Source organism: Aeromonas sp. 61P, from assembly GCF_051919545.1.
In the GTDB taxonomy this organism is placed as follows: domain Bacteria; phylum Pseudomonadota; class Gammaproteobacteria; order Enterobacterales; family Aeromonadaceae; genus Aeromonas; species Aeromonas veronii.
This window is the reverse complement of the sequence record NZ_JBQBEL010000001.1, coordinates 2,681,123-2,700,936: the sequence shown is the minus strand read 5'-3', so window position 1 is coordinate 2,700,936 and position 19,814 is coordinate 2,681,123. Positions and strand designations below refer to the sequence as shown.

Genomic DNA, 19,814 nt, shown 5'->3' with positions numbered 1-19,814 from the left:
GTTGAGCTGTAACCAAATATTCATTAAGTGGTCATTAAATTGACAAGCTGAAACAAGGCCCGCACCATCGGGTCAAACTCTATGCGGATGAACGCTCTCTCCCTCACTCGCTCAAAGGATGAGCTTATATGAATCGCCCCTCCTCAGGCCGCCCCCGCGTCCTGAGTCTGCCTTCTCTACTGCTTGCCCTGCTGGGCGGATTGCTGCTGCTGACCCTGTTGTTGCCACTGATCAATCCCGGTAGCTGGCTGGGCCGTGCCCAACCGCTGGTGCTGGGCCCCGCCGACAATCCGCTGGCTACCCTCACCCGCCACGCCCTGCTCTATAAAAGCGACAGCCGCGGCCTCTATCTGGTGGTACGGAGTCAGTGGCAGTTGCGGGGGCCGCTGCAAGCGGGGGACAAGGTGCGGGTAGAGCTGCTCAACGACAAGGGGGAGCGGATTGACCAGCTGAGTCAAGCGGTGGATAAACGTCAGGTATGCCGCAATAACCGCTGCACCCTGGATCTCAACAGCACCCTGCGCGCCCCGGATGACGCGCTGGCCAGCCGTTACCAGCTGCGCATAGGTCTGCTGCTCAAAGATCGCCCCGAGAGCGGCGATTTCAGCCAGATCCTGCAAACCCTGCCGGAGCAGGGCTTCAACCTCACCTATCTGGTGGTGAGCCTGACGCTGGTGCTGGCCCTGAGCGCCGCCGTGCTCAAGACGGTGCTACCAAAGCTGCGCCGCAGCCTGCGCTGGCGGATCATCGGCAGCCTGCTGCTCGGCAACCTCACCTTTGTGCTGCTGCACGGCTTCGTGGTGTTCAAGCTGGGGGAGTTTCTGCTCTGGTCAGGCTTTCGGCCGGAGCACTACTATCTGGCCTGGGGCAGCATGGTGCTGGGCTGGAGCCTCTGCGCGCTAGCGGGCTTCAACCTCTATATGGGGCTGGTCTTTACCGCGCTTTCGGGCATAGGTCTGCTGGCCAACTTTATGAAGATCGCCATCTACGGCGTGCCGCTCGGCGGGGACGATTTTGGCAACCTGCTGGCGCTGCTGCGGATCCTGCTCGACCAGCACCCCATCCTGCCCATCTTCACCGTGTTGCTGGCACTGTTGCTCTGCTGGCGCTTTGCCCTGTCACGCTGGGTGCTGCGCACAGCCGCTGCCACCGTCGCCTTCTTTGCCCTCTGCGTCTTTGCCACCCAGACCGGCAACAAGCTGCTGGGAGCCAACATTCGCTACGTGGATCGCGCGGTCAACTACCACAGGGACATCATCCGCTCCGGCCCCGGCCTCTATCTGTTCAATCTGGTGGACGAGATGCTGCAAAGCGGCAGCGTGTTTCGCTACCCCTTGCAGATCAACGAGCTGACCCCGCAGCTGAGTTATCCGCCCCAGGGCATTGCGCCGCGCTGGGATCTGGTGATCGTGCTGCAATATGAGTCGCTCTGGCTCGACTGGAAGGGGCGGATCTGCGCCCCGGCTCCCACCCTCTCCCTGCCCGCCAGCGTGCAGCAGTGGCAAAAAACCATCCACTCCCCCACCACCGGCGGCATGACGGTGCTGGCGGAGTTCGAGATGAACACCGGCCTGCCGGTGGGCTTGCTCAAGCAGGGGGTGGTGCCCTACTACTACCTCTCGCAGCAGGTGCCGGGACTGGCCCAGAGCGCCAGACAGAGCGGCTACCAGACCCTGTTCGCCCACCCCTATGTGGAAAAATTCTGGGGCCGCGCCAAGGCAATCCCGGCGCTTGGCTATGAGGAGCGCTGGTTCGATACCCGCTTCACCACCCTTGAGCACAAGGGGCTCTATATCTCCGACGATGCGCTCATCGACCACATACTCAAGCGCAGCGAACAGGATGACAAACCGCTGTTTGCCTATGCTGTCACCATGCAGGGGCACGGCCCCTTCGATGGCCCCCGCTATCAGGGGCAGGAGCGCAGCGGCGCCTGCCCGAACCAGAGCGAGAGTGACACCCAGCTGCTCAACACCTACTACACCGGGGTGGTGGATGCCATGGCCTCGCTGGAGCGGCTGCTCAAGACCCTCGACCAGTCGGGCAAGCGCTATCTGGTGGTGGCCTTTGGCGATCACCAGCCGTTTTTGATGTCTGCCGGCAAGGGCATTCACGGTGACAAGCCGGCACGCGATGCCACCTACCAGATCCCCATGATGGCCTTCACCCGCGCCGATGATCCCCTCAATCTGGCGACCCAGTTTGCGCCGGTGCGCCAGCTCTACCAGATGGGTCAGGCGACTCGCCAGCTGCTGGCGGGGGATATCACCCCCATCGAAGAGAAGCCCCTGCTCCATCCGGTGCTGGGGGAGGAGAAAGGGTTCGACCCATCAAGCCTGGTGCCGCAGATCCGCGCCAGCTTCCGGCCCGATGCCCTGCCCTGATCAAGCCCCACAAAAATAGACAAGGCCGCATCAGCGGCCTTGTTGTTGGACATTCATTTCGCCCTCATTCTGCTCGCCACCAGGGCTCCAGCAAGGTGAGCTGCTGGCGGTCGAGATCGAGCGCCACCTCGATACCCAGCGGCAGCGTCAGCATGGGGTGGGTATGGGCGCAGTCAAACTCCGCCAGAATGGGGAAGCTCGGCTCCCCAACCACCTCCAGCAGGATATCGAGTGGGCGCTTGCCGCTCCCCTGAGCGTTGAACAGCTCGTGCTTGCCGAGGATAAGCGCGCCGATCCGATCAAACACCCCGCACAGTTTGAGATGGGCAAAGGATCGCTCCACCGTCTCGGCTGATTTCAGGCTGTCCTCCAGCAGCAAAATGTCACCGCGCTCGATGGGCGGCATATAGGGGGAACCCCAGATCCCCGCCATGGTGTTGAGGTTACCGCCAATCAGTCGCCCCACTACCCGGCCAGAACCCACCGAGATCAGCCGATTGGGCTGGCACTGCTTGGCCCGAGTCTGGTTTTCCCAGTCCAGCCGTTCATCGCTCCACTGCGCTGGCGTAGGCAGCGTGCAGGGGACACCAACTTCGTCGGCCAATGCAATCTGTAAAAAACTGGCCAGCGTCTCATCCACCAGCGGCGGCAACTCGCCAAAGGAGGCCACCAGCGCCGGGCCATAAAAGGTAACCAGGCCAGTTTGGGCATGGATGCCGAGCAGCAGTGCCGTCACATCGGAGTAGCCAACGATAATCTTGGGATCGCGCCTCAGCGCCTCAAAATCGAGGTAGGGCAACAGGGAGTTGGAGTTGCTGCCGCCAATCACCGACATGATGCAACGCACCTCGGGGTCGCGAATAAGGGCGTTGAGCTCTTCGGCCCGAGCAGCGATGGAGCCGGAACGCCAGTGATCCTGCTGGCCGGTGAGGCTACCGGCCTTGAGTTTGAAACCCTGCCCTTCAAGAAACGCCCTGGCACGGGCAAAACGGTTGGGGGCCCAGGCGGTCGCTGCACTGGAGGGGGAGAAAAAAGCGATGGTATCGCCACGTTGGAGCAGCGGGGGAACCAATAACGTCATGACACACTCATCCTTGCCAATATCCAGCCATCACAGAGTCGTTGAGACTCCTACACAACCCCTTTTATCACAACGGGTTTATTACGGTCGTTTAGAAATACAAAACACTTGATTCATTATTAACAGATATTCTAAACACCATCCCCTTCCTAGAATGACCTCATTGCGATGGCCAACCCCGGTTGGTTGTCAGAACGGTCGGCCTGACAGCCCGAACGTTCTCTTTCCCACTTTTTCTCTCTGACTTATCAATGAGGTGCCTGTCATGAACAAAAACGCATCCCCCAGCGCATTGGTTGTAGAAGGCGGCGCCATGCGCGGCATATTTGCCAGCGGCGTGCTGGATGCGTTTATCGAGCATGACTATCGCCCCTTTGACTTCGCCATCGGCGTCTCGGCGGGGGCCACCAACTTGCTGGCTTATCTCGCCAGCCAGCATGGCCGCAGCCACGAGATCCTGACCAAACTGGCGTGCAGCCAGCAGTTTATGGATCCCCTGCGCTTTGCCAAGGGGGGCAATCTGGTGGATATCCACTGGCTGTGGAACACCAGCTGCCGCAAGTATCCCCTCGACATTCACGCCTACCGGGAGACCGGCATCCCCTTCTATGCGGTGGTGACCAATACCCTGACCGGCAAGGCGGAGTACATCCGGGTCAAGCCGGAGAACATGAACGAGGTGCTGCCCGCCAGCTGCGCCATTCCCCTCGCCTCCCACGAATACCCGGAGGTACACGGGGTACCGATGACAGATGGCGGGGTGGCCGACTCCATCCCGGTGATCGAGGCCTACCGCCGCGGTGCACGTCACCTGACAGTGATCCTCTCCGAGCCCCTTGGCTACCGGCTCAAGCCGATGCCCTTCCCCTGGATGATCCGCACCCTGCTCAAGACCCGCCCCGCACTGGCACAGGCGCTGGAGCAGCGGGATCGCAGCTACAACGAGGCGCTCGATTTTATCGCCAATCCGCCGGAGGACTGCCAGATCGAGGTGATCGCCCCGGCAGACTACTTCCCCGTTTCCCGTTTTACCCGCGATATCAACAAGCTGGAGATGGGATACGTGATGGGCAAGTGCGCAGGCTATCAGGCCGCCCTGCTCAATTGATAAGGGTTTTACAGGCATGACCCGACCTGCCGCGACGCACGCGCCGCCAACACAATAACAATCGGGTCAGTTGAGCAACATGAGTCATAAAAACAGACCGTGGCGAGGCAAGCGCGGCCAGAACCGGTGCCAGACACCCAGACCGGCCCGCTCCTCATCCCTATGCCAGGGCATCTCACCCTCATACAAGGTGTTTATTTATGTCGTTTCTTCTCACCCATCCCGCGCTGGCGCAGCTGTTCGAGCGGCTGCTGCCCGATTACCGGATCATGGCGCCCGCGGCCGAATATCGGGGCGGCCGCTTCTCCGACACCGATAACGTCACCTACCACAGCATCCGCCATCCGGCCGAGCTGGTGTGGCAGGAGAAGTCCCACTTCTCCCCGAAAGAGGTGGTGCTCCCCATCACCCAGACCCTGTTCCACTTCGACAATCTGGAGCTGCGCGAATCAAAGGTGGAGGCCAAGCCCACCCTGCTGTTCTTGCGCAGCTGTGATATCCACGCTCTGCGCAGGCTGGATCAGGTCTACCTGAAAAACGGCCAGAACAGCGACGTCTACTACGCCCGGCTGCGCAGCAAGCTCAAGCTGGTACTGCTGGAGTGCCGCGAGAGCTTCGAGAACTGCTTCTGCGTCTCCATGGGCAGCAACGAGACCCGGGACTACGCCGCCGCCATTCGTCTGAGCGATGAGGGTGCCCGCATCGAGGTGAAGGATCCCGAGCTGCTCGGCTACTTTGCCGAACTGGGCGAATCCGATGACTTCACCCCGGAATTTGTCCAGAGCAACCCGGTCAAGGTACGCACCCCGGACAGCGTCTGTGACGACCCCCAGCGGATCCGCCAGATCCTCACCGCCCATCCGGTCTGGGCCGAGTACGACAGCCGCTGCATCGGCTGCGGCCGCTGTACCACCTCCTGCCCGACCTGCAGCTGCTACAGCGTGCACGACCTCACCTATGCGGAGAACCCCCAGCAGGGCGAGCGCCGTCGCCAGTGGGCCAGCTGCATGGTGGATGGCTTCAGCGACATGGCCGGTGGCCACGGTTTTCGCGCCAAGCATGGCGAGCGCCTGCGTTATCGCGCCCTGCACAAGGTCAACGACTACAAGGCCCGTCAGGGGGAGGAGCACATGTGCGTCGGCTGCGGCCGCTGCGACGATCGCTGCCCTCACTACATCTCCTTTAGCAACATCATCAACAAGATGACCGATGTGGTCGAACAGACCATCGCAGCCGACAACGCGCAGGGGGCGAACTGATATGTGCCAGTGCCAGCAAACCGCAACAGCAGAACCGCAGCAGGTAGCAATCGAAAACCGCCTGCTGCCCAAGGCCTACACCATTCTGGCCATCGAGCGCCACACCGAGCTTGAGTGGAACTTTCGGGTCTCCCGCGACTTTGATGTCCACTACGGCCAGTTTGTGGAGATCTCCCTGCCCACCGTTGGCGAGGCGCCCATCTCGGTCTCCGACTATGGCGATGGCTATGTGGATCTGTTGATCCGCAAGGTCGGCAAGGTGACCGATGCGCTGTTTGCCCTCGATGTGGGCGACAAGGTGTGGATGCGCGGTGTCCACGGCAACGGCTATCCGCTGGAGACCTATCGCAACCAGCACCTCATCGTGGTGGCGGGCGGCACCGGCGTAGCGCCGGTCAAGGGGCTGCTGCGCCGCTTCAGCAAACATCCGGAAGAGGTGAAATCCCTCGACATGATCCTCGGCTTCAAGAACGAGCAGGCGGTGCTCTATCGCCACGAGATGCCGCTCTGGGCCGAGCAGCAGAACCTCATCGTCACCCTGGACGAGGGCAAGGAGAGCGAGCAGTTTCGCATCGGCCGGGTTACCGACTACATCGACCAGCTGGATCTCGCTGACAAGGAGGATATCCAGGTGATCGTGGTCGGCCCCCCCATCATGATCCGCTTCGTGGTGCTCGCCTTCCTCGAGCGGGGTATCCCCAAGGATCGCATCTGGGTCGACTACGAACGCCGCATGGCCTGCGCCGTGGGCAAATGCGGCCACTGCCGGATGGGCGACACCTATATCTGCGTAGATGGACCGGTCTTTCGTTTTGACCAGGCCCAGCATCTGATCGACTGAGGGAGAACACCATGAGTCTCGATATCGACATCATCAAGGCCCGCGCCAAGAACGAATACCGCCTCTCAAAGGTGCGCGGCGAAGCGATGATCAGCGTACGCATTCCCGGCGGGATCATGCCCGCCCACCTGCTGGCAGTGGCCCAGCAGATCGCCGAACAGTATGGCAACGGCCTGATCCACCTCACCACCCGCCAGAAGCTGGCGATGCCCGGCATCAAGTATCAGGACATGGACAAGGTCAACGCCGCCCTCGAACCCTTTATCAAGGAGATCGAGGTGGAGACCTGCGGCATCGAGGTAGAAGACACCCAAGCCGGTTACCAGACCATCGGCGGGCGCAATATCGTCGCCTGTCAGGGCAACACCATCTGCCAGAAGGGCAATATCGACTGCACCGGGCTGGCTCAGCGGATGGAGAAGCACCTCTACCCCAACCCCTATCACCTCAAGATGGTGATCGCCGGCTGTCCCAACGACTGCGCCAAGGCCAACATGGCCGACTTCGGCATCCTCGGCATCGCCAAGATCCACTTCAATGCCGAACGCTGCATCGGCTGCGGCGCCTGCGTCAAGGCGTGCAGCCACCACGCGGTGGATTGCCTCGCCATCAAGCATGGCAAGGCGGTCAAGGAGGAGAGCAAGTGCATCGGCTGTGGCGAGTGCGTGCTGGCCTGCCCGACCCTCGCCTGGCAGCGGGATCCCAAGCAGCTCTACATGGTCAAGCTGGGGGGACGCACCAGCAAGAAGACCCCTCGTACCGGCAAGCTGTTCCTCAACTGGGTGACCGAAGAGGTGCTGCACGCGGTGATCAAGAACCTGTTCGAGTTCGAGGCCGAGATGCTGGATGGCAAGCCCATCTACCTGCACATGGGTCACCTTATCGACCGGGCCGGTTATCACAAGTTCAAGGAGCGGGTGCTGCGCGGCGTCACCCTCAACCCGGAAGCCATGGTCGCTGACCGCATCTTCTGGGCCGAAGACCAGTACGTCGCCAACATGCACGTCAAAGCAGTGCAATAGGAAAAACCTCGTTTGGGGAAGCGTGATCAAGTGGCCGACACCGGTGGGGATCTGTCGTTGGCCCGGGCGTAGATCACCCTTCCCCTTTTTTATTCCCGTCGGGGGATCTTTCCCCCGACCATCCGGGGTGCGTCACGGCGCGCCCTGCTATCTCGCCCGGCGCGGCATTGCGAGCGGGCCAGCATCCGGAGCCTGTTATGGACTTTCTCCCTCTCTTCTGTCAGTTGCAAAACAAGCCGGTCCTGATCGTCGGCGGCGGTGAGGTGGCAGTGCGCAAGGCGCGCCTGCTGCTCGATGCCAAAGCCCGGGTGACCATCAATGCCCCCCATCTCGAGCCCCAGCTGATGAGCTGGGCCGAGCAGGGACTGCTTACGGTCTGCGCCGCCGACTTTCACCCCGAGCTGCTCGATGGCAAATGGCTGGTGATCGCCGCCACCAACCAGCCCGAGGTAAACCAGCAGGTCTTTCATGAGGCGAACCTGCGCCAGATCTTCTGCAATGTGGTGGACTCCCCAGCCCACTGCAGCGCCATCATGCCAGCCATCATCGACCGCTCGCCGCTGATGGTGGCCATCTCCAGCGCAGGCGCGGCGCCGGTACTGAGCCGCCAACTGCGGGAAAAACTTGAAGCCATGCTGCCGCAACACCTCGGCCAGCTCGCGGCGCTGGCGGGCAAGCTGCGCGAGCGGGTCAAGGCCATTCCTGACAAGCTGGCCCGCCGTCGCTTCTGGGAGCGACTCTTTAGCCATGAGCGACTGGCATGCCAGCTGGCGCGCGGCCAACAGCAGGCTGCCGAGCAGAGCGTCGCCGAGCTGCTCGATGAGCAACCACAGAGCAAGGGGAGCGTGACCCTGGTGGGCGCCGGCCCAGGCGATGCGGGGCTGCTTACCCTAAGCGGTCTGCAGCAGTTGCAGCAGGCGGATGTGGTGGTCTATGACCGACTGGTCTCGCAGGAGGTATTGGCGCTTGTTCGCCGGGATGCCGAGCGGATCTTTGTTGGCAAGGAGGCGGGCCGCCACTGTGTGCCCCAGCAGGCGATCAACCAGCTGTTGCTGGAGCAAGCGCAGCTGGGCAAACAGGTGGTGCGGCTCAAGGGGGGCGATCCCTTTATCTTTGGCCGGGGCGGCGAGGAGCTGGAAACCCTGGCCGAGGCGGGCATCCCCTTCTCGGTAGTACCGGGCATTACGGCTGCATCGGGTTGCGCCGCCTACAGCGGCATTCCCCTCACCCACCGTGATCACGCCCAGCGGGTGCAATTCATCACCGGGCATGACAAGGAGGGCAATATCGCCCAGGAGTGGTCGGCGCTGGCCGCCCCACGCCAGACCCTGGTGTTCTACATGGGGCTGGCCCACGCCGCCCGCATTCAGGATGCGCTGCAAACCCACGGCATGCCCGGCCACACCCCGGTGGCGCTGGTGGAGCAAGGCACCCAGCTCAGTCAGCGGGTGGTGCGCGGCGAGCTGCAACAGCTGGCCGAACTGGCCCGTCAGGTGAAGAGCCCGAGTCTCATCATCATCGGCTCGGTGGTCACTCTGGCCGACAAGCTGGACTGGTATGGGGAAGCCAACGCCATCCACGGCATCTAACCCCGCACGGCTATCAACCAATAGAGACAACAAAGCAGAGAGCGGCCATGCCGCTCTCTGTTTTTTGCATCAATGACCAAGCCGTGGCACGGCACGTCTGTTACTCGAGCCTGATGGGGCCGGTATTCTGAACATCGCTGTCATTCCAGTCGCTCTCATCGCGAATACGCGGATCCCCCTGCAAGGTGTAGAGGATGGTGCCCTGACGAAACTGCAGCGCACCATCGGCCCGTTTCGCCTTCACCTTGACCCCGTTAACCCACACCTGCTCCTTGCCATCCACCTGAATATTGGCCACCGTGGCACCTGTCTCGCGGTTCTTGGCTACCCACTTGCCCTGATAGGGCGAGTCCCCCTTGGCCATCGGCAATGCGGCGGCCTTGCCCGCCGACCAGGCGTGCACGGTGCAAAAGCCATGAGCCCGGCGATCATGTTTGATGACGTAATCCAGGGTGGGTTCGCTGGCGGGCAGATCGAAGGAGATCCCGATGACCACCTTGCCGTTTGTGGCCGAATAGGCGGCGGGCGCCAGCGTTTTCAGGGTCGCCTTCTTGCCATTGATAAAGACGTTGCCCCCTTGCGACTTGACCCGAATATCGGTGGGACAAGTGGCGCTGAAGTTGGGCAGCCCCGCGAGGGCACTGCCGGCATGGGCGGTCATGGCCAACATGACAAGGATCAGCAGAGCAGGTTTTTGATTCATAGTGATACGCCTTCAAGAGAAGAGAACCTCGTCCGTGAGCGGTGTCGTTCCTGATGGCGGCACTCTAGCTTGACCCTCTCGGGCTACCCAGTTAAAAAAAATAAAACCGGATAGGGGAATTATTAATAAATATAAATATTTAAAATCAATGGGTTGAGTGATAACCCTGCCAGCCGCCACGTATCAGACAGGCAATAAAAAAGCCGATAACCCGGTTATCGGCTCATTGCCCATGCAGAGGCTGGTGCCCGATCAGACCACCACGGCGGTGCCACTGATGCTGACCATCAGCATGCTGCCATTTTGCCCCACCACCTCGTAGTCGATATCGATGCCGACCACTGCGTTGGCACCAAGGGCCGCTGCGCGCTCTTTCAGCTCATCGAAGGCGATCTCGCGGGCACGGGCCAGCTCTTTTTCATAGGCGCCGGAGCGGCCGCCGATGATGTCACGGATCCCGGCAAAGAGATCCTTGAAAATGTTGGCGCCGAGAATGGCTTCGCCAACCACGATGCCGCGGTATTCACGAATGGTTTTGCCTTCCAGCGTGGGGGTCGTCGAGAGGATCATCTTGAACTCCTGTGAGTAGCAGAAGGGCTCAGACTACCCCAACTGCCCGAAAACCCCAACCAGGGGGTGACCTGTACGACGCCGTCCTTAAAAATCACGACGGCCAGATAAAAAAACACCGCGCAAAGGGCGCGGTGTTTGTTTCAGAGGGCCATTGCCAACGGCAAGCCGTCACGGATTGTAAGAAACCACCGAGCCACTGAGGCCGGTCATCTGGGAGATCCGCCCCTGCATGCCCTGCAGTTTGGCCTTGGAGACATCCGGTCCGATAAAGACCCGGTTGAGCTGACCCTGCACCGGTGTGCGCGGCGAAGTGTGGGCAGAGTAGCCTGCCGCCCGCAGCTTGCTCACCAGCGCGTTGACGCTGTCGACGTTCTTGAAGGCGCCAAGCTGGAGGATCCAGCTACCCTGTGCCGGTGCCGCAGCAGGGGCGGGTGTGGTCGGCTGGGTCATCTTGCTTTCAATCAGATCGTCGAGGGACTTGATCTGACCCGCCTGCGGCTTGGCCGGTGCGGGCGCCTTGGCCACTTCAACCGGTTTGGCTGGCGTCGGCTTGGGTGCTGGCTTGGGCGGTTCGACCGGTTTTTTGGCCACCACTTCCGGCTTGGGCTGTGGCTTGGGCTGGGCATTCTGTTGCGGCTGAACCGGTGCCGGTGCGGCAGGGGTTGTCGCCGGCTGCGCACCGTTGCCCTGACCGGCGAGGGTCATGGGGTCAGCCACCTCTTCCACTTGCCACTGCTGGGCCGCAGAGGCCTGTTGCTGGCTGGCCAGATGATCGGCGGGCAGGCTGCTGGCTGCCGAGACCTGCAGCGCAGGCTTGGCAGGCTCCAGCTCGGGGCGCAGCGGGATCTTGGCAAAGGCCTCCTCCTTTTGTGCCAGCTTGTGACCATCCAGCAAGTCTGGCAGGAAAATAACAACCAGGGCCACCAGGATGACGGTGCCCACCAGACGGTTTTGAAACTTCGAGGCCAAGTTGAATCCTACCTTTGCGTAACTCAATATGCGATTTGGCTCCCCGCCCGAAGGCCGGGGAGCCGGGGTGTTGCCTAGACGGCGACACCCGCCAGAATGTCGGCGACAGTGTAAAACGAACCAAACACAATGACCATATCGTCCGGACTCGATGCGGCCAACGCTGCCTGATAAGCGGCGCTGACATCATCAAACTCTCTGGCAGGGCCCTTTCCCTCCCCCAGCGCCGCAGCCAGTTGCGCAGCAGTGGCGGCGCGCGGGCCGGTGAGACTGGCCAGATACCACTCGCCAATCAGACCATCAAGTTCGGCAAGGGATCCCGCCATGTCCTTGTCTTTGAGCATGCCGACCACGGCGCGGCGTACACCCGAGCAGGGCATCTTGCGCAATTGCGCGGCCAGATAGGCCGCCGAATGGGGGTTGTGGGCCACATCGACGATCACCAGCGGCGCACTTTGCAGCTGCTGCATCCGGCCAGCCAGCCGGGCATTGGCAAGCCCGTCACGGATAGCAGACTCCGGCAGCGGCAAGCCGAGGGATTCCAGCGCCGCCAGCACGGTCACCGCGTTCATCAGCGGCAGCGCCGGTTTTGGCAGATCCCGCCACTGGTTGAGGCCGTGATAATCCCAACCGGTAGAGTGCTCATCGCCACGAAAATCGATACCGACCTGACGCAGGTTTGCGCCAAGACGCTGTGCTTCGCTGGCGATAGTCGCAGGCGGATTGGGCTCACCGCTGATGGCGGGTTTACCGGCGCGATAGACGCCAGCCTTCTCCACCGCCACTGCTTCGCGGGTATCACCCAGCCAGTCGCAGTGATCGAGGGCAATGGAGGTGATCATCGCCACATCGGACTCCACCACGTTGGTGGCGTCGAGCCGACCGCCCAGCCCCACTTCCAGCAGCAGCACATCCGGTGCGGCGCGGCAGAAGAGCCACAAGCCGGCCAGGGTGGCGAATTCGAAGAAGGTAAGGGCAATCTCGCCGCGAGCCGCTTCCACCTCGGCAAAGGCGGCGCAGTGATCGCTGTCGGGCAGCTCTTGCCCGTTGACCCGCACCCGCTCGGTAAAGCGCAGCAGATGGGGCGAGGAGTAGATGCCGACCTTATAGCCTGCGGCCATCAGAATGCTGGCCGCCATGGCACAGCTGGAGCCCTTGCCGTTGGTGCCCGCCACCGTGATCACCTTGAACGGCAGCTGGGTAAGCCCCATACGCCGGGCGACAGCACCGACCCGATCCAGCCCCATGTCGATATTGACCGGATGGATCTGCTCCAAATAAGAAAGCCAGTCGACAAGCGACCGGCTTTGGGATTGTTGCATGTTTGAACTCATCTTCACTCTTCGATGACGTGAGTATTCAGCATTTTGGCGAGCAGGCTGGCCAGACGGTTACGCATTTCACGGCGATCGATGATGATATCGATGGCACCCTTTTCCAGCAGGAACTCGGAGCGCTGGAAGCCTTCCGGCAGTTTCTCGCGCACGGTCTGCTCGATAACGCGCGGGCCGGCAAAGCCGATCAGCGCCTTGGGCTCGCCCACGTTGATGTCACCTAGCATCGCCAGACTGGCAGAGACGCCACCCATGGTGGGGTCGGTCAGCACGGAGATATAGGGCAGGCCCGCCTTGGTGAGTCTGTCCAGTGCTGCACTGGTTTTGGCCATCTGCATCAGGGAGAACAGCGCTTCCTGCATGCGAGCACCACCAGAGGCGGAGAAGCAGACCAGACCACGGCCTTCCTTGATGCACTCCTCGACGGCGCGCACGAAGCGGGCACCGACCACGGAGGCCATGGAGCCACCCATGAAGGAGAATTCGAACGAACAGGCGACAACCGGTACCCCTTTGAGGGTCCCTTTCATCACCACCAGCGCATCTTTCTCCGCCGTCTCTTTCTGAGCGGCAGACAAACGATCCTTGTAGCGCTTGGAATCCTTGAATTTCAGTACATCCTGCGGCTCCAGCTCGGCACCGATCTCGGTACGACCCTGCTCATCGAGGAAGCTCTCGAGACGGGCGCGGGCGCTGATGCGCATATGATGATCACACTTGGGGCACACTTCGAGGTTGCGCTCCAACTCTGCCCGGTAGAGCACCTGTTCACAAGCACTGCACTTGGTCCACACCCCTTCCGGAATGTTGTGACGACGGGGCGCAGTGATCTTGCTCTTGGGAAGAATCTTCTCAAGCCAGCTCATGGAATTCCTTAATGCTTTTGTGCCTGACAAAACGCATCGAGCCTAGATTGTTCAATGACTTAATAGCTCGATGGCAACAAATGACGGGTCATTAAACCACAATTTTTCGGGCGCAGTTACTAAAAACTGGTCGTACCCGGTGCCGAGTCCGGCAGCCACAGCGGGCCGAGCGGCAACTGCGGCAGAGCAAACTCGGCCGGGTAATCCACGTCGACCAGATAGAGGCCACCGGCCTTGGCGGTCGGCCCGGCAAGATTGCGATCCTTGGCAGCCAGCACCTCGGCAATCCACTCCACCGGTTTGAGCCCCTGCCCCACCAGCAGCAGGGAGCCGGTGATGTTGCGCACCATATGGTGCAGGAAGGCGTTGGCCTTGATGTCGAGCACGATGTAGGGGCCGGAGCGGCTGACACACAGATGGGTCACATTGCGCCACGGGGTGTTGGATTGGCAGGCGACGGCACGGAAGGTGCTGAAGTCGTGCTCCCCCAGCAAGCTCTGGCCTGCCTGGTGCATCAACTCCGCATCGATGGTCTCGTGGTAGTGGCTGACGCCACTGCCGAGGATCGCCGGCCGGTAGTTGTGGTTGTAGATGACATAGCGGTAGCGACGGGCGGTGGCGCTAAAGCGGGCGTGGAAGCTCTCGTCCACCTCCTTGACCCAGCGCACGGCGATATCCGGCGGCAGGTTGGAATTGAGCCCCAGGGTCCAAGCCCCTTCGGCACGGTTCGCCTCGGTATCGAAGTGGATCACCTGACCGGTGGCGTGGACACCGGCATCGGTGCGCCCGGCACACTGGATGGAGACAGGGTGGTTGGCAATCCGGCTCAAAGCCGTCTCCAGTTCAGCCTGCACGCTGATCACTTCACGCTGACGCTGCCAGCCGAAATACCGGCTGCCGTCATATTCAATACCTAGGGCAATTCGCATGGATAAACTTGTCTTGTTGTGAAAACGCAGTGAAAGAAACGGGGCGGATTATACGCGCTCAGCCCGAAAAGTCCCACCACACACGCAATAGGCCTGGATGGTCAGCCTGCGCGGCCATGCTCACCCCATCGCAAATCGCCAAAATAAGAGGGCAGCCTGCTGGCTGCCCCCGTTTTGCTGACCCCGTGATGGGAAATCCTTTAGCCCAACCGCTTGAGCAACTTCTCGGCTTCGGCGCGCTGGTGATCACTACCCTGCTCCGCCGCCTCTTGCAGCAGCTCGCGGGCGCTATCCTTGTCGTCAATCTCGAGGTAGGCACGGGCCAGATCCAGCTTGGCACCCACACCGCCGTCATCGGCATCCACATCAAATCCGGTGGATTCCGGCAGCACCTCGGGGAAGCCATCGAGCCCCACATCCAGCGAGAAGCCCTGATACGGCTCCTGCTCCGGCGCGGTGGCATCCGCTTCAGCCAGCAGCTTGTCGATCTCGACGTAGCCGCTCTCCTGCGCCTGCTCACGGGGTTGAACATCTGCCGGATGAGACTCCACCTCGGCAAACGCATCTTCGAAATCGGAGAGCGCCAGCTCGTTGGGATCCCACTCCAGATCCAGCTCCGCTTCCTTCGCCTTGACAGGCTCAAGGCCGAGCTCGGCCAGCATGGCATCCGCACTCTCGTCGGCGTCCTCTGCGGCACTGAGATCAATGGCGTTATCATCTTTGCCAGCAGCAGGCTCGTCGAGGGCATTGTCGAAATCGCCGAGATCGAAGCTCGCCAGATCGTCGTCAGCGGCGCCGACTTCGTCGATGGAGCTCAAATCGGGCTCGAGGTCGGCGGAGAGATCCGCATCCAGCTCGGCAAACAGGGCTGCCTGCAGCTCCTCTTCGCTCATGATCTCGTCAGCGGCCTTGGGCTTGGGGTTGAACTCGCTGGCCAGATCCATGGCGGGCTCGTTGGCCAGCGCAATGGGCTCATCCAGCGAGAGATCGAGATCCGGCACAAGATCCGGGTCACGACTGGCTGGCTGGGCCGCCATCCGCTCGGGCTCAAAGCCCTGTAGCTCCATCTCGCCCTCGTCGCTGAACACCAAATCGACATCCGGCTTGGCGGCCGGTTCGTCAGGCTCCATCGGCATAAAGCCATCGGGGGTGTTGAGATCCGGCACCGGGCGCACCGGCTCGTTGTCGGTCACATCGACGCTCAGCAGATCATCAAACTCGCTCTGCTCCTGATCCATCATCATGGCGGTGGATTCGGAGAGGCTCTTCTCCTGCTCTTCCAGCTCGCGGCGGGCACGGGCACGCAGCCACAGGGTCACCAGCGCCAATACCAGCAGCACCGGCAGCAGAATGATCATGGCGAGGTTGAGCGGTGAGGAGAGCAGGTCCATCAACCAGTTTTTCTCAGGCTCAGGCTCGGCTGCCACCGGCGGGACCGGTTGAGCCTTGAGCTCGGCAATCTCTTTTTGCAGCGCCGTCTGATCCTGCAGCTGGGCTTTGAGGGTCTCCACCTCTTCGGTCAGGGATTGCAGACGCAGCTTGAGCCTGTGGTTCATCTCGGTCACCTGGCCGAGCTGGGCATTGGCATCTTCCAGTGCCAGCGCCATCTCGGTGGCCGGTTTGCCCACCGGTTTATCCAGATCGGAAGGCAGAGGCGCCGGGGTGGTGCCTTCTGCAGCGCTAGGAGCAGGTGCTACCGCCTCTTTCGGCGCAGGCTCGCTCACCTTGGCCACTTCTTTGGTTTCAGCCGCCGGTTGCGGTGCCACCACCGGGGCGGGAATGGGGGCGGCTTTCGCCACTGGCAGCGGCGCAGGCGCAGCCTTCACCGGCTCGGTCTTGGCGGCTTCAACCTTCGCGGGTTTGGCGGCAGCCGGCTTGGCGGTATGGGCCTGCTTGTCAGCCAGATATTTGGGGCTTAACCCCTTCCAGCTGGCGTTGTCGCTGCGGAACTTGGCGCGGGCCTCGGCATCAGTGATGACGCTCGCCTCGGCCGCGGTCGGCAGCAGAATACGGGATCCCACCAGAATGTGGTTGATATTGCCATCGGCAAAACTGCGGGGGTTTTTCTCGTAAATCGCCACCATGGTCTGGTAGACGCTGACCCGATTGGAGGGGCGATATTTGCTCGCCAGGCTCCATAGGGTATCGGTCGGACGAACAGGGCCATAGCTACCGGCATTGGCAGTGACCTGACGCACCACCGGCTGGGCGGTTGCTCGCACCGGTTGTGCGACGGGTCTGGCGACCGGCTGCGCCAGCGGCTGGGAATTGACAGCGGGAGGTGCGGGTTCGTCAGGGCCTTTTAGCTCGACAAAAAAAGGCTCCCGCGCCGAGTCTTCAGCCTGGACGGTGCCCAGCAGACCCAATGCGAGTAGCGTTGCCAATGTTATGCGGGAATGTCCCATATTCGTTCCTTCGTATGACGGCCCTATCACATTGAAAAATCTGGATAGTTACCCCAAAACAGTCGGTTCAATATAAATCAGGCTCGCCTGGCAAGCCAGCAGTCCGACACATTTAGCACCCAACTTGACCCTGAGTGTAGGAAAAAACTTAATCAGTTGATATCGCAACAGAATCTTGAAGTGACGGAGTGCGGCATGGGTCACACCCCGGTTTGATCACAGGCCGGATGCGCAGCACTCCCTGCTGCGCATCTGGGGCATCTGACCAGCCTTACAGATAGTCGCGAACCAGCAGCTCGGCAATCTGTACACTGTTGGTTGCCGCGCCCTTACGAACGTTATCGGCCACGATCCACATATTGATACCACTCGGGTGAGAAATATCCTGGCGTACCCGGCCCACCAGCACCTCATCCTTGCCGGTTGCGTCACGCACCGGGGTCGGATAATCCCCTTCGTCATCAAACAGGGTCACACCCGGCGCATTGCGCAGCAGGTCCTTGACCTGTTCGGCATCGAGCGGCTGGTGCAGCTCGACGTGTACCGCCTCGGCGTGGCCGTAGAAGACCGGCACCCGCACGCAGGTGGGGTTCACGGCAATGCTGGCATCCCCCAGGATCTTCTGGGTTTCCCACACCATCTTCATCTCTTCACGGGTGTAGCCGTTGTCAGTGAAGCCGTCGATCTGCGGGATCAGGTTAAAGGCGATCTGTTGCGGATAGAGGGTCGGTTCCACCGGACGGCCGTTGAGCAGATGAGCTGTCTGGCCTGCCAGCTCGCTGACCCCCTCTTTGCCGGAGCCTGACACGGATTGATAGGTGGCCACGTTGATACGTGCGATCCCCACTTCGTCGTGCAGCGGCTTCAGGGCCACCAGCATCTGGATGGTGGAGCAGTTGGGGTTGGCGATGATGTTGCGATTGCGAAAATCGGCCAGCGCATCCGGGTTCACTTCCGGGATCACCAGCGGGATATCTTCGTCGTAACGGAAGCAGGAGGTGTTGTCGATGACGATGCAGCCGTGCTCGGCAGCAATCGGCGCCCACTTGGCCGAGACCTCGGCACCGGCGGAGAAGAGTGCGATCTGCACCTGGCTCCAGTCAAACTCCTCCACATCGAGGATCTCGAGGTTCTTGCCGCCAAAGCGCACGGTATCACCGGCGCTGCGGCTGGAAGCCAGCGGATAGAGGGTCGCTACCGGAAATTCGCGCTCTTCCAGGATCTCGATCATCGCCTGACCCACGGCGCCGCTGGCACCCAATACCGCTACGTTAAACTGCTGGCTCATTCTGTTCTCCTCTGATAATGCTGCAATGGCGCCGGGTGGCGCCATGGTCGGCAGGCTCCCGCGCTGCGAGATGACGCTGCCAGATATGGCTGAGCCGGCGCAGTAGCATCTGCGCCAGCTCAGTAAAAAAGGGGGTCGAGGTAGCCCGTACGGCTCACCCCTTCCGGTTATCTTCCAACTCCTAGTCCCCGATTCAGGGGCGTGACAGCGCAAATCCCAGCTCGCCCAGCGCCTGGTCGGCAAACGCCCCCTCAACCTGCAGGGAGGATAGTTCACGGCGCTCAGGATAGTGTTTGCGCTGCTCGTCAAAGCTGCCGGGCAAGCCGAGTCGGGCCCGGAAACGGGCATCATCGCGGCGCACGTCATAGACCAGATGCACCAGCTGCTTGATCAACGCCTGATCCGGTGCGCGGCCCGGCACCACCCCCTGCACATCGGGGGCAAGCAGGAGCTTACTCAAATCCTGACGAGGCTGGCGTCCCAGCTGCTGGCAGAGCGCCTGATAGAGCATCCAGGTGCCACGCGCTTTCCCCTCCAGGCTGTAACCAGCGATATGGGGGGTGGCAATCTCGGTATGGGGCACCAGCGCAGCCAGTGGCTCGGGCTCGTTCTCCCACACATCCATCACCAGTCGCAACGGCTTATCGCTCAGCTGGCGTGCCAGCAGGGCCCGGTTATCCCACACCTCGCCACGGGAAGCATTGATCAGGATCTGCCCGGCAGGACGGGCGGCAATCTGCTCGGCATCGAGCAGATGGTAGGTGGCATCCTGCCCTTCGCGGGTAATAGGCACGTGGAAGCTGACGATATCGGCGCCAAGGGCGGTCTGATAATCGACAAAGCCCGCATCGGGGGTATTACGCGCCCTGGGCGGATCGCAGCGCAGTACCCGCATGCCGAGCGCTTGGGCCTTGCCAGCCACGCACTCGCCGGTATTGCCCGCGCCAATCACCGCCAACGTCATGGCCGAGAGGTCGAGTTCATAGCGCTCCGCCAGCACCAGCAGGGCTGAGAGCACATAATCCCCCACCGAATACTTGTTGCAACCGGGGGCGCTGAAGAAGGGAATATTGCGGCTTGCCAGCAGCGCCTTGTCCACATGGTCGGTGCCTATGGTGGCGGTGCCGACAAACCCGAGTTTGGGGCTGGTCGCCAGCAAATCGCCGTTGACGCGGGTGACCGAACGCACCAGCAGCACATCGGCATCGAGCAGATCGCGGGCCTGCATCTGCCGTCCGGGCAAGGGGATCACCTCGCCAAATTCGGCAAACAGCTCCACGGCATGGGGCATATTCTCATCAACGACTATCTTCATCGGGCTCTCTTTGGTCACAACCGCCACGGGGGCGCCATTCTAGCGCAAAGCCGCCCGAGATTTCAGCCTGTGATGCAATCCGGCGCGAAACGAGACCACATTGCGCGGCAGCCGCTCCATCCGCCCGCTCAAACAGAGGATGTGGCCA

16 protein-coding genes are annotated in these 19,814 nt (G+C 61.5%); 6 read left to right on the top strand and 10 right to left on the bottom strand.

Features of this window, described 5'->3' with window-relative positions:
- Nucleotides 1–128 precede the first annotated feature (128 nt).
- Nucleotides 129–2,384, top strand: a complete 2,256-nt coding sequence (locus tag ACTG2O_RS12850) for an LTA synthase family protein (protein WP_421338000.1) — start codon at nucleotides 129–131, stop codon at nucleotides 2,382–2,384.
- Nucleotides 2,385–2,448: 64 nt separating this feature from the next.
- On the opposite strand, the gene ACTG2O_RS12845 is transcribed toward ACTG2O_RS12850, so the two are convergent.
- Nucleotides 2,449–3,465 carry a S66 family peptidase gene (locus ACTG2O_RS12845; protein WP_439975933.1) on the bottom strand — a complete coding sequence of 339 codons (1,017 nt, stop codon included), beginning with the start codon at nucleotides 3,463–3,465 and terminating at the stop codon, nucleotides 2,449–2,451.
- Between the two features lie 265 nt (nucleotides 3,466–3,730).
- Between ACTG2O_RS12845 and ACTG2O_RS12840 the strand changes: the two genes are divergently transcribed.
- From ACTG2O_RS12840 to cysG, 5 genes are all read left to right on the top strand, one after another.
- Nucleotides 3,731–4,573 (top strand): patatin-like phospholipase family protein, encoded by an 843-nt coding sequence (locus ACTG2O_RS12840; RefSeq protein ID WP_005333746.1) that lies wholly within the window; start codon nucleotides 3,731–3,733, stop codon nucleotides 4,571–4,573.
- A 200-nt stretch (nucleotides 4,574–4,773) separates the two neighbouring features.
- The gene (asrA, locus tag ACTG2O_RS12835; protein ID WP_236268254.1) at nucleotides 4,774–5,832 is read left to right on the top strand and encodes an anaerobic sulfite reductase subunit AsrA; all 1,059 of its coding nucleotides are present in this window, start codon (nucleotides 4,774–4,776) and stop codon (nucleotides 5,830–5,832) included.
- A gap of 1 nt (nucleotide 5,833) precedes the next feature.
- A complete protein-coding gene (gene asrB / locus ACTG2O_RS12830; protein WP_139746646.1) occupies nucleotides 5,834–6,673 on the top strand; it encodes an anaerobic sulfite reductase subunit AsrB in 840 nt (279 codons plus the stop codon).
- A gap of 11 nt (nucleotides 6,674–6,684) precedes the next feature.
- Nucleotides 6,685–7,695 carry a sulfite reductase subunit C gene (asrC, locus tag ACTG2O_RS12825; protein ID WP_058056676.1) on the top strand — a complete coding sequence of 337 codons (1,011 nt, stop codon included), beginning with the start codon at nucleotides 6,685–6,687 and terminating at the stop codon, nucleotides 7,693–7,695.
- A gap of 197 nt (nucleotides 7,696–7,892) precedes the next feature.
- Nucleotides 7,893–9,284: a siroheme synthase CysG gene (cysG, locus tag ACTG2O_RS12820; protein ID WP_227273480.1), complete on the top strand. Its 1,392-nt coding sequence runs from the start codon at nucleotides 7,893–7,895 to the stop codon at nucleotides 9,282–9,284.
- Nucleotides 9,285–9,384: 100 nt separating this feature from the next.
- On the opposite strand, the gene ACTG2O_RS12815 is transcribed toward cysG, so the two are convergent.
- The 9 genes from ACTG2O_RS12815 to ACTG2O_RS12775 all read right to left on the bottom strand — a co-directional run bounded on the left by ACTG2O_RS12815 (nucleotide 9,385) and on the right by ACTG2O_RS12775 (nucleotide 19,666).
- A complete protein-coding gene (locus ACTG2O_RS12815) occupies nucleotides 9,385–9,987 on the bottom strand; it encodes a hypothetical protein (protein ID WP_227273479.1) in 603 nt (200 codons plus the stop codon).
- Nucleotides 9,988–10,239: 252 nt separating this feature from the next.
- Nucleotides 10,240–10,557, bottom strand: coding sequence for a heavy metal-binding domain-containing protein (locus ACTG2O_RS12810; RefSeq protein ID WP_005333757.1), 318 nt, complete (start codon nucleotides 10,555–10,557; stop codon nucleotides 10,240–10,242).
- Between the two features lie 171 nt (nucleotides 10,558–10,728).
- Nucleotides 10,729–11,529 (bottom strand): cell division protein DedD, encoded by an 801-nt coding sequence (dedD, locus tag ACTG2O_RS12805; RefSeq protein ID WP_005352757.1) that lies wholly within the window; start codon nucleotides 11,527–11,529, stop codon nucleotides 10,729–10,731.
- A gap of 74 nt (nucleotides 11,530–11,603) precedes the next feature.
- Nucleotides 11,604–12,863, bottom strand: a complete 1,260-nt coding sequence (folC, locus tag ACTG2O_RS12800; protein ID WP_439975931.1) for a bifunctional tetrahydrofolate synthase/dihydrofolate synthase — start codon at nucleotides 12,861–12,863, stop codon at nucleotides 11,604–11,606.
- Between the two features lie 2 nt (nucleotides 12,864–12,865).
- Nucleotides 12,866–13,729 (bottom strand): acetyl-CoA carboxylase, carboxyltransferase subunit beta, encoded by an 864-nt coding sequence (gene accD, locus ACTG2O_RS12795; protein ID WP_005333765.1) that lies wholly within the window; start codon nucleotides 13,727–13,729, stop codon nucleotides 12,866–12,868.
- Nucleotides 13,730–13,848: 119 nt separating this feature from the next.
- Complete coding sequence (truA, locus tag ACTG2O_RS12790) at nucleotides 13,849–14,658, bottom strand: tRNA pseudouridine(38-40) synthase TruA (RefSeq protein WP_139444261.1); 810 nt, start codon at nucleotides 14,656–14,658, stop codon at nucleotides 13,849–13,851.
- A gap of 200 nt (nucleotides 14,659–14,858) precedes the next feature.
- Nucleotides 14,859–17,063, bottom strand: coding sequence for a FimV/HubP family polar landmark protein (locus tag ACTG2O_RS12785; protein WP_439975930.1), 2,205 nt, complete (start codon nucleotides 17,061–17,063; stop codon nucleotides 14,859–14,861).
- 271 nt (nucleotides 17,064–17,334) lie between these two features.
- Nucleotides 17,335–18,351, bottom strand: a complete 1,017-nt coding sequence (locus ACTG2O_RS12780; protein ID WP_236285463.1) for an aspartate-semialdehyde dehydrogenase — start codon at nucleotides 18,349–18,351, stop codon at nucleotides 17,335–17,337.
- Between the two features lie 193 nt (nucleotides 18,352–18,544).
- A complete protein-coding gene (locus ACTG2O_RS12775) occupies nucleotides 18,545–19,666 on the bottom strand; it encodes a 4-phosphoerythronate dehydrogenase (RefSeq protein ID WP_439975928.1) in 1,122 nt (373 codons plus the stop codon).
- Between the last annotated feature and the right edge of the window lie 148 nt (nucleotides 19,667–19,814).

Excerpts from the sequence above, each read along its gene's own strand:
- asrC (WP_058056676.1), top strand. The coding sequence starts at position 6,685 with ATGAGTCTCGATATCGACATCATCAAGGCCCGCGCCAAGAACGAATAC.
- folC (WP_439975931.1), bottom strand. The coding sequence starts at position 12,863 with ATGAGTTCAAACATGCAACAATCCCAAAGCCGGTCGCTTGTCGACTGG.
- ACTG2O_RS12850 (WP_421338000.1), top strand. The coding sequence starts at position 129 with ATGAATCGCCCCTCCTCAGGCCGCCCCCGCGTCCTGAGTCTGCCTTCT.
- ACTG2O_RS12780 (WP_236285463.1), bottom strand. The coding sequence starts at position 18,351 with ATGAGCCAGCAGTTTAACGTAGCGGTATTGGGTGCCAGCGGCGCCGTG.
- ACTG2O_RS12840 (WP_005333746.1), top strand. The coding sequence starts at position 3,731 with ATGAACAAAAACGCATCCCCCAGCGCATTGGTTGTAGAAGGCGGCGCC.
- asrB (WP_139746646.1), top strand. The coding sequence starts at position 5,834 with ATGTGCCAGTGCCAGCAAACCGCAACAGCAGAACCGCAGCAGGTAGCA.
- asrA (WP_236268254.1), top strand. The coding sequence starts at position 4,774 with ATGTCGTTTCTTCTCACCCATCCCGCGCTGGCGCAGCTGTTCGAGCGG.
- ACTG2O_RS12775 (WP_439975928.1), bottom strand. The coding sequence starts at position 19,666 with ATGAAGATAGTCGTTGATGAGAATATGCCCCATGCCGTGGAGCTGTTT.
- ACTG2O_RS12845 (WP_439975933.1), bottom strand. The coding sequence starts at position 3,465 with ATGACGTTATTGGTTCCCCCGCTGCTCCAACGTGGCGATACCATCGCT.
- ACTG2O_RS12815 (WP_227273479.1), bottom strand. The coding sequence starts at position 9,987 with ATGAATCAAAAACCTGCTCTGCTGATCCTTGTCATGTTGGCCATGACC.
- cysG (WP_227273480.1), top strand. The coding sequence starts at position 7,893 with ATGGACTTTCTCCCTCTCTTCTGTCAGTTGCAAAACAAGCCGGTCCTG.
- ACTG2O_RS12785 (WP_439975930.1), bottom strand. The coding sequence starts at position 17,063 with ATGGGACATTCCCGCATAACATTGGCAACGCTACTCGCATTGGGTCTG.
- ACTG2O_RS12810 (WP_005333757.1), bottom strand. The coding sequence starts at position 10,557 with ATGATCCTCTCGACGACCCCCACGCTGGAAGGCAAAACCATTCGTGAA.
- truA (WP_139444261.1), bottom strand. The coding sequence starts at position 14,658 with ATGCGAATTGCCCTAGGTATTGAATATGACGGCAGCCGGTATTTCGGC.
- accD (WP_005333765.1), bottom strand. The coding sequence starts at position 13,729 with ATGAGCTGGCTTGAGAAGATTCTTCCCAAGAGCAAGATCACTGCGCCC.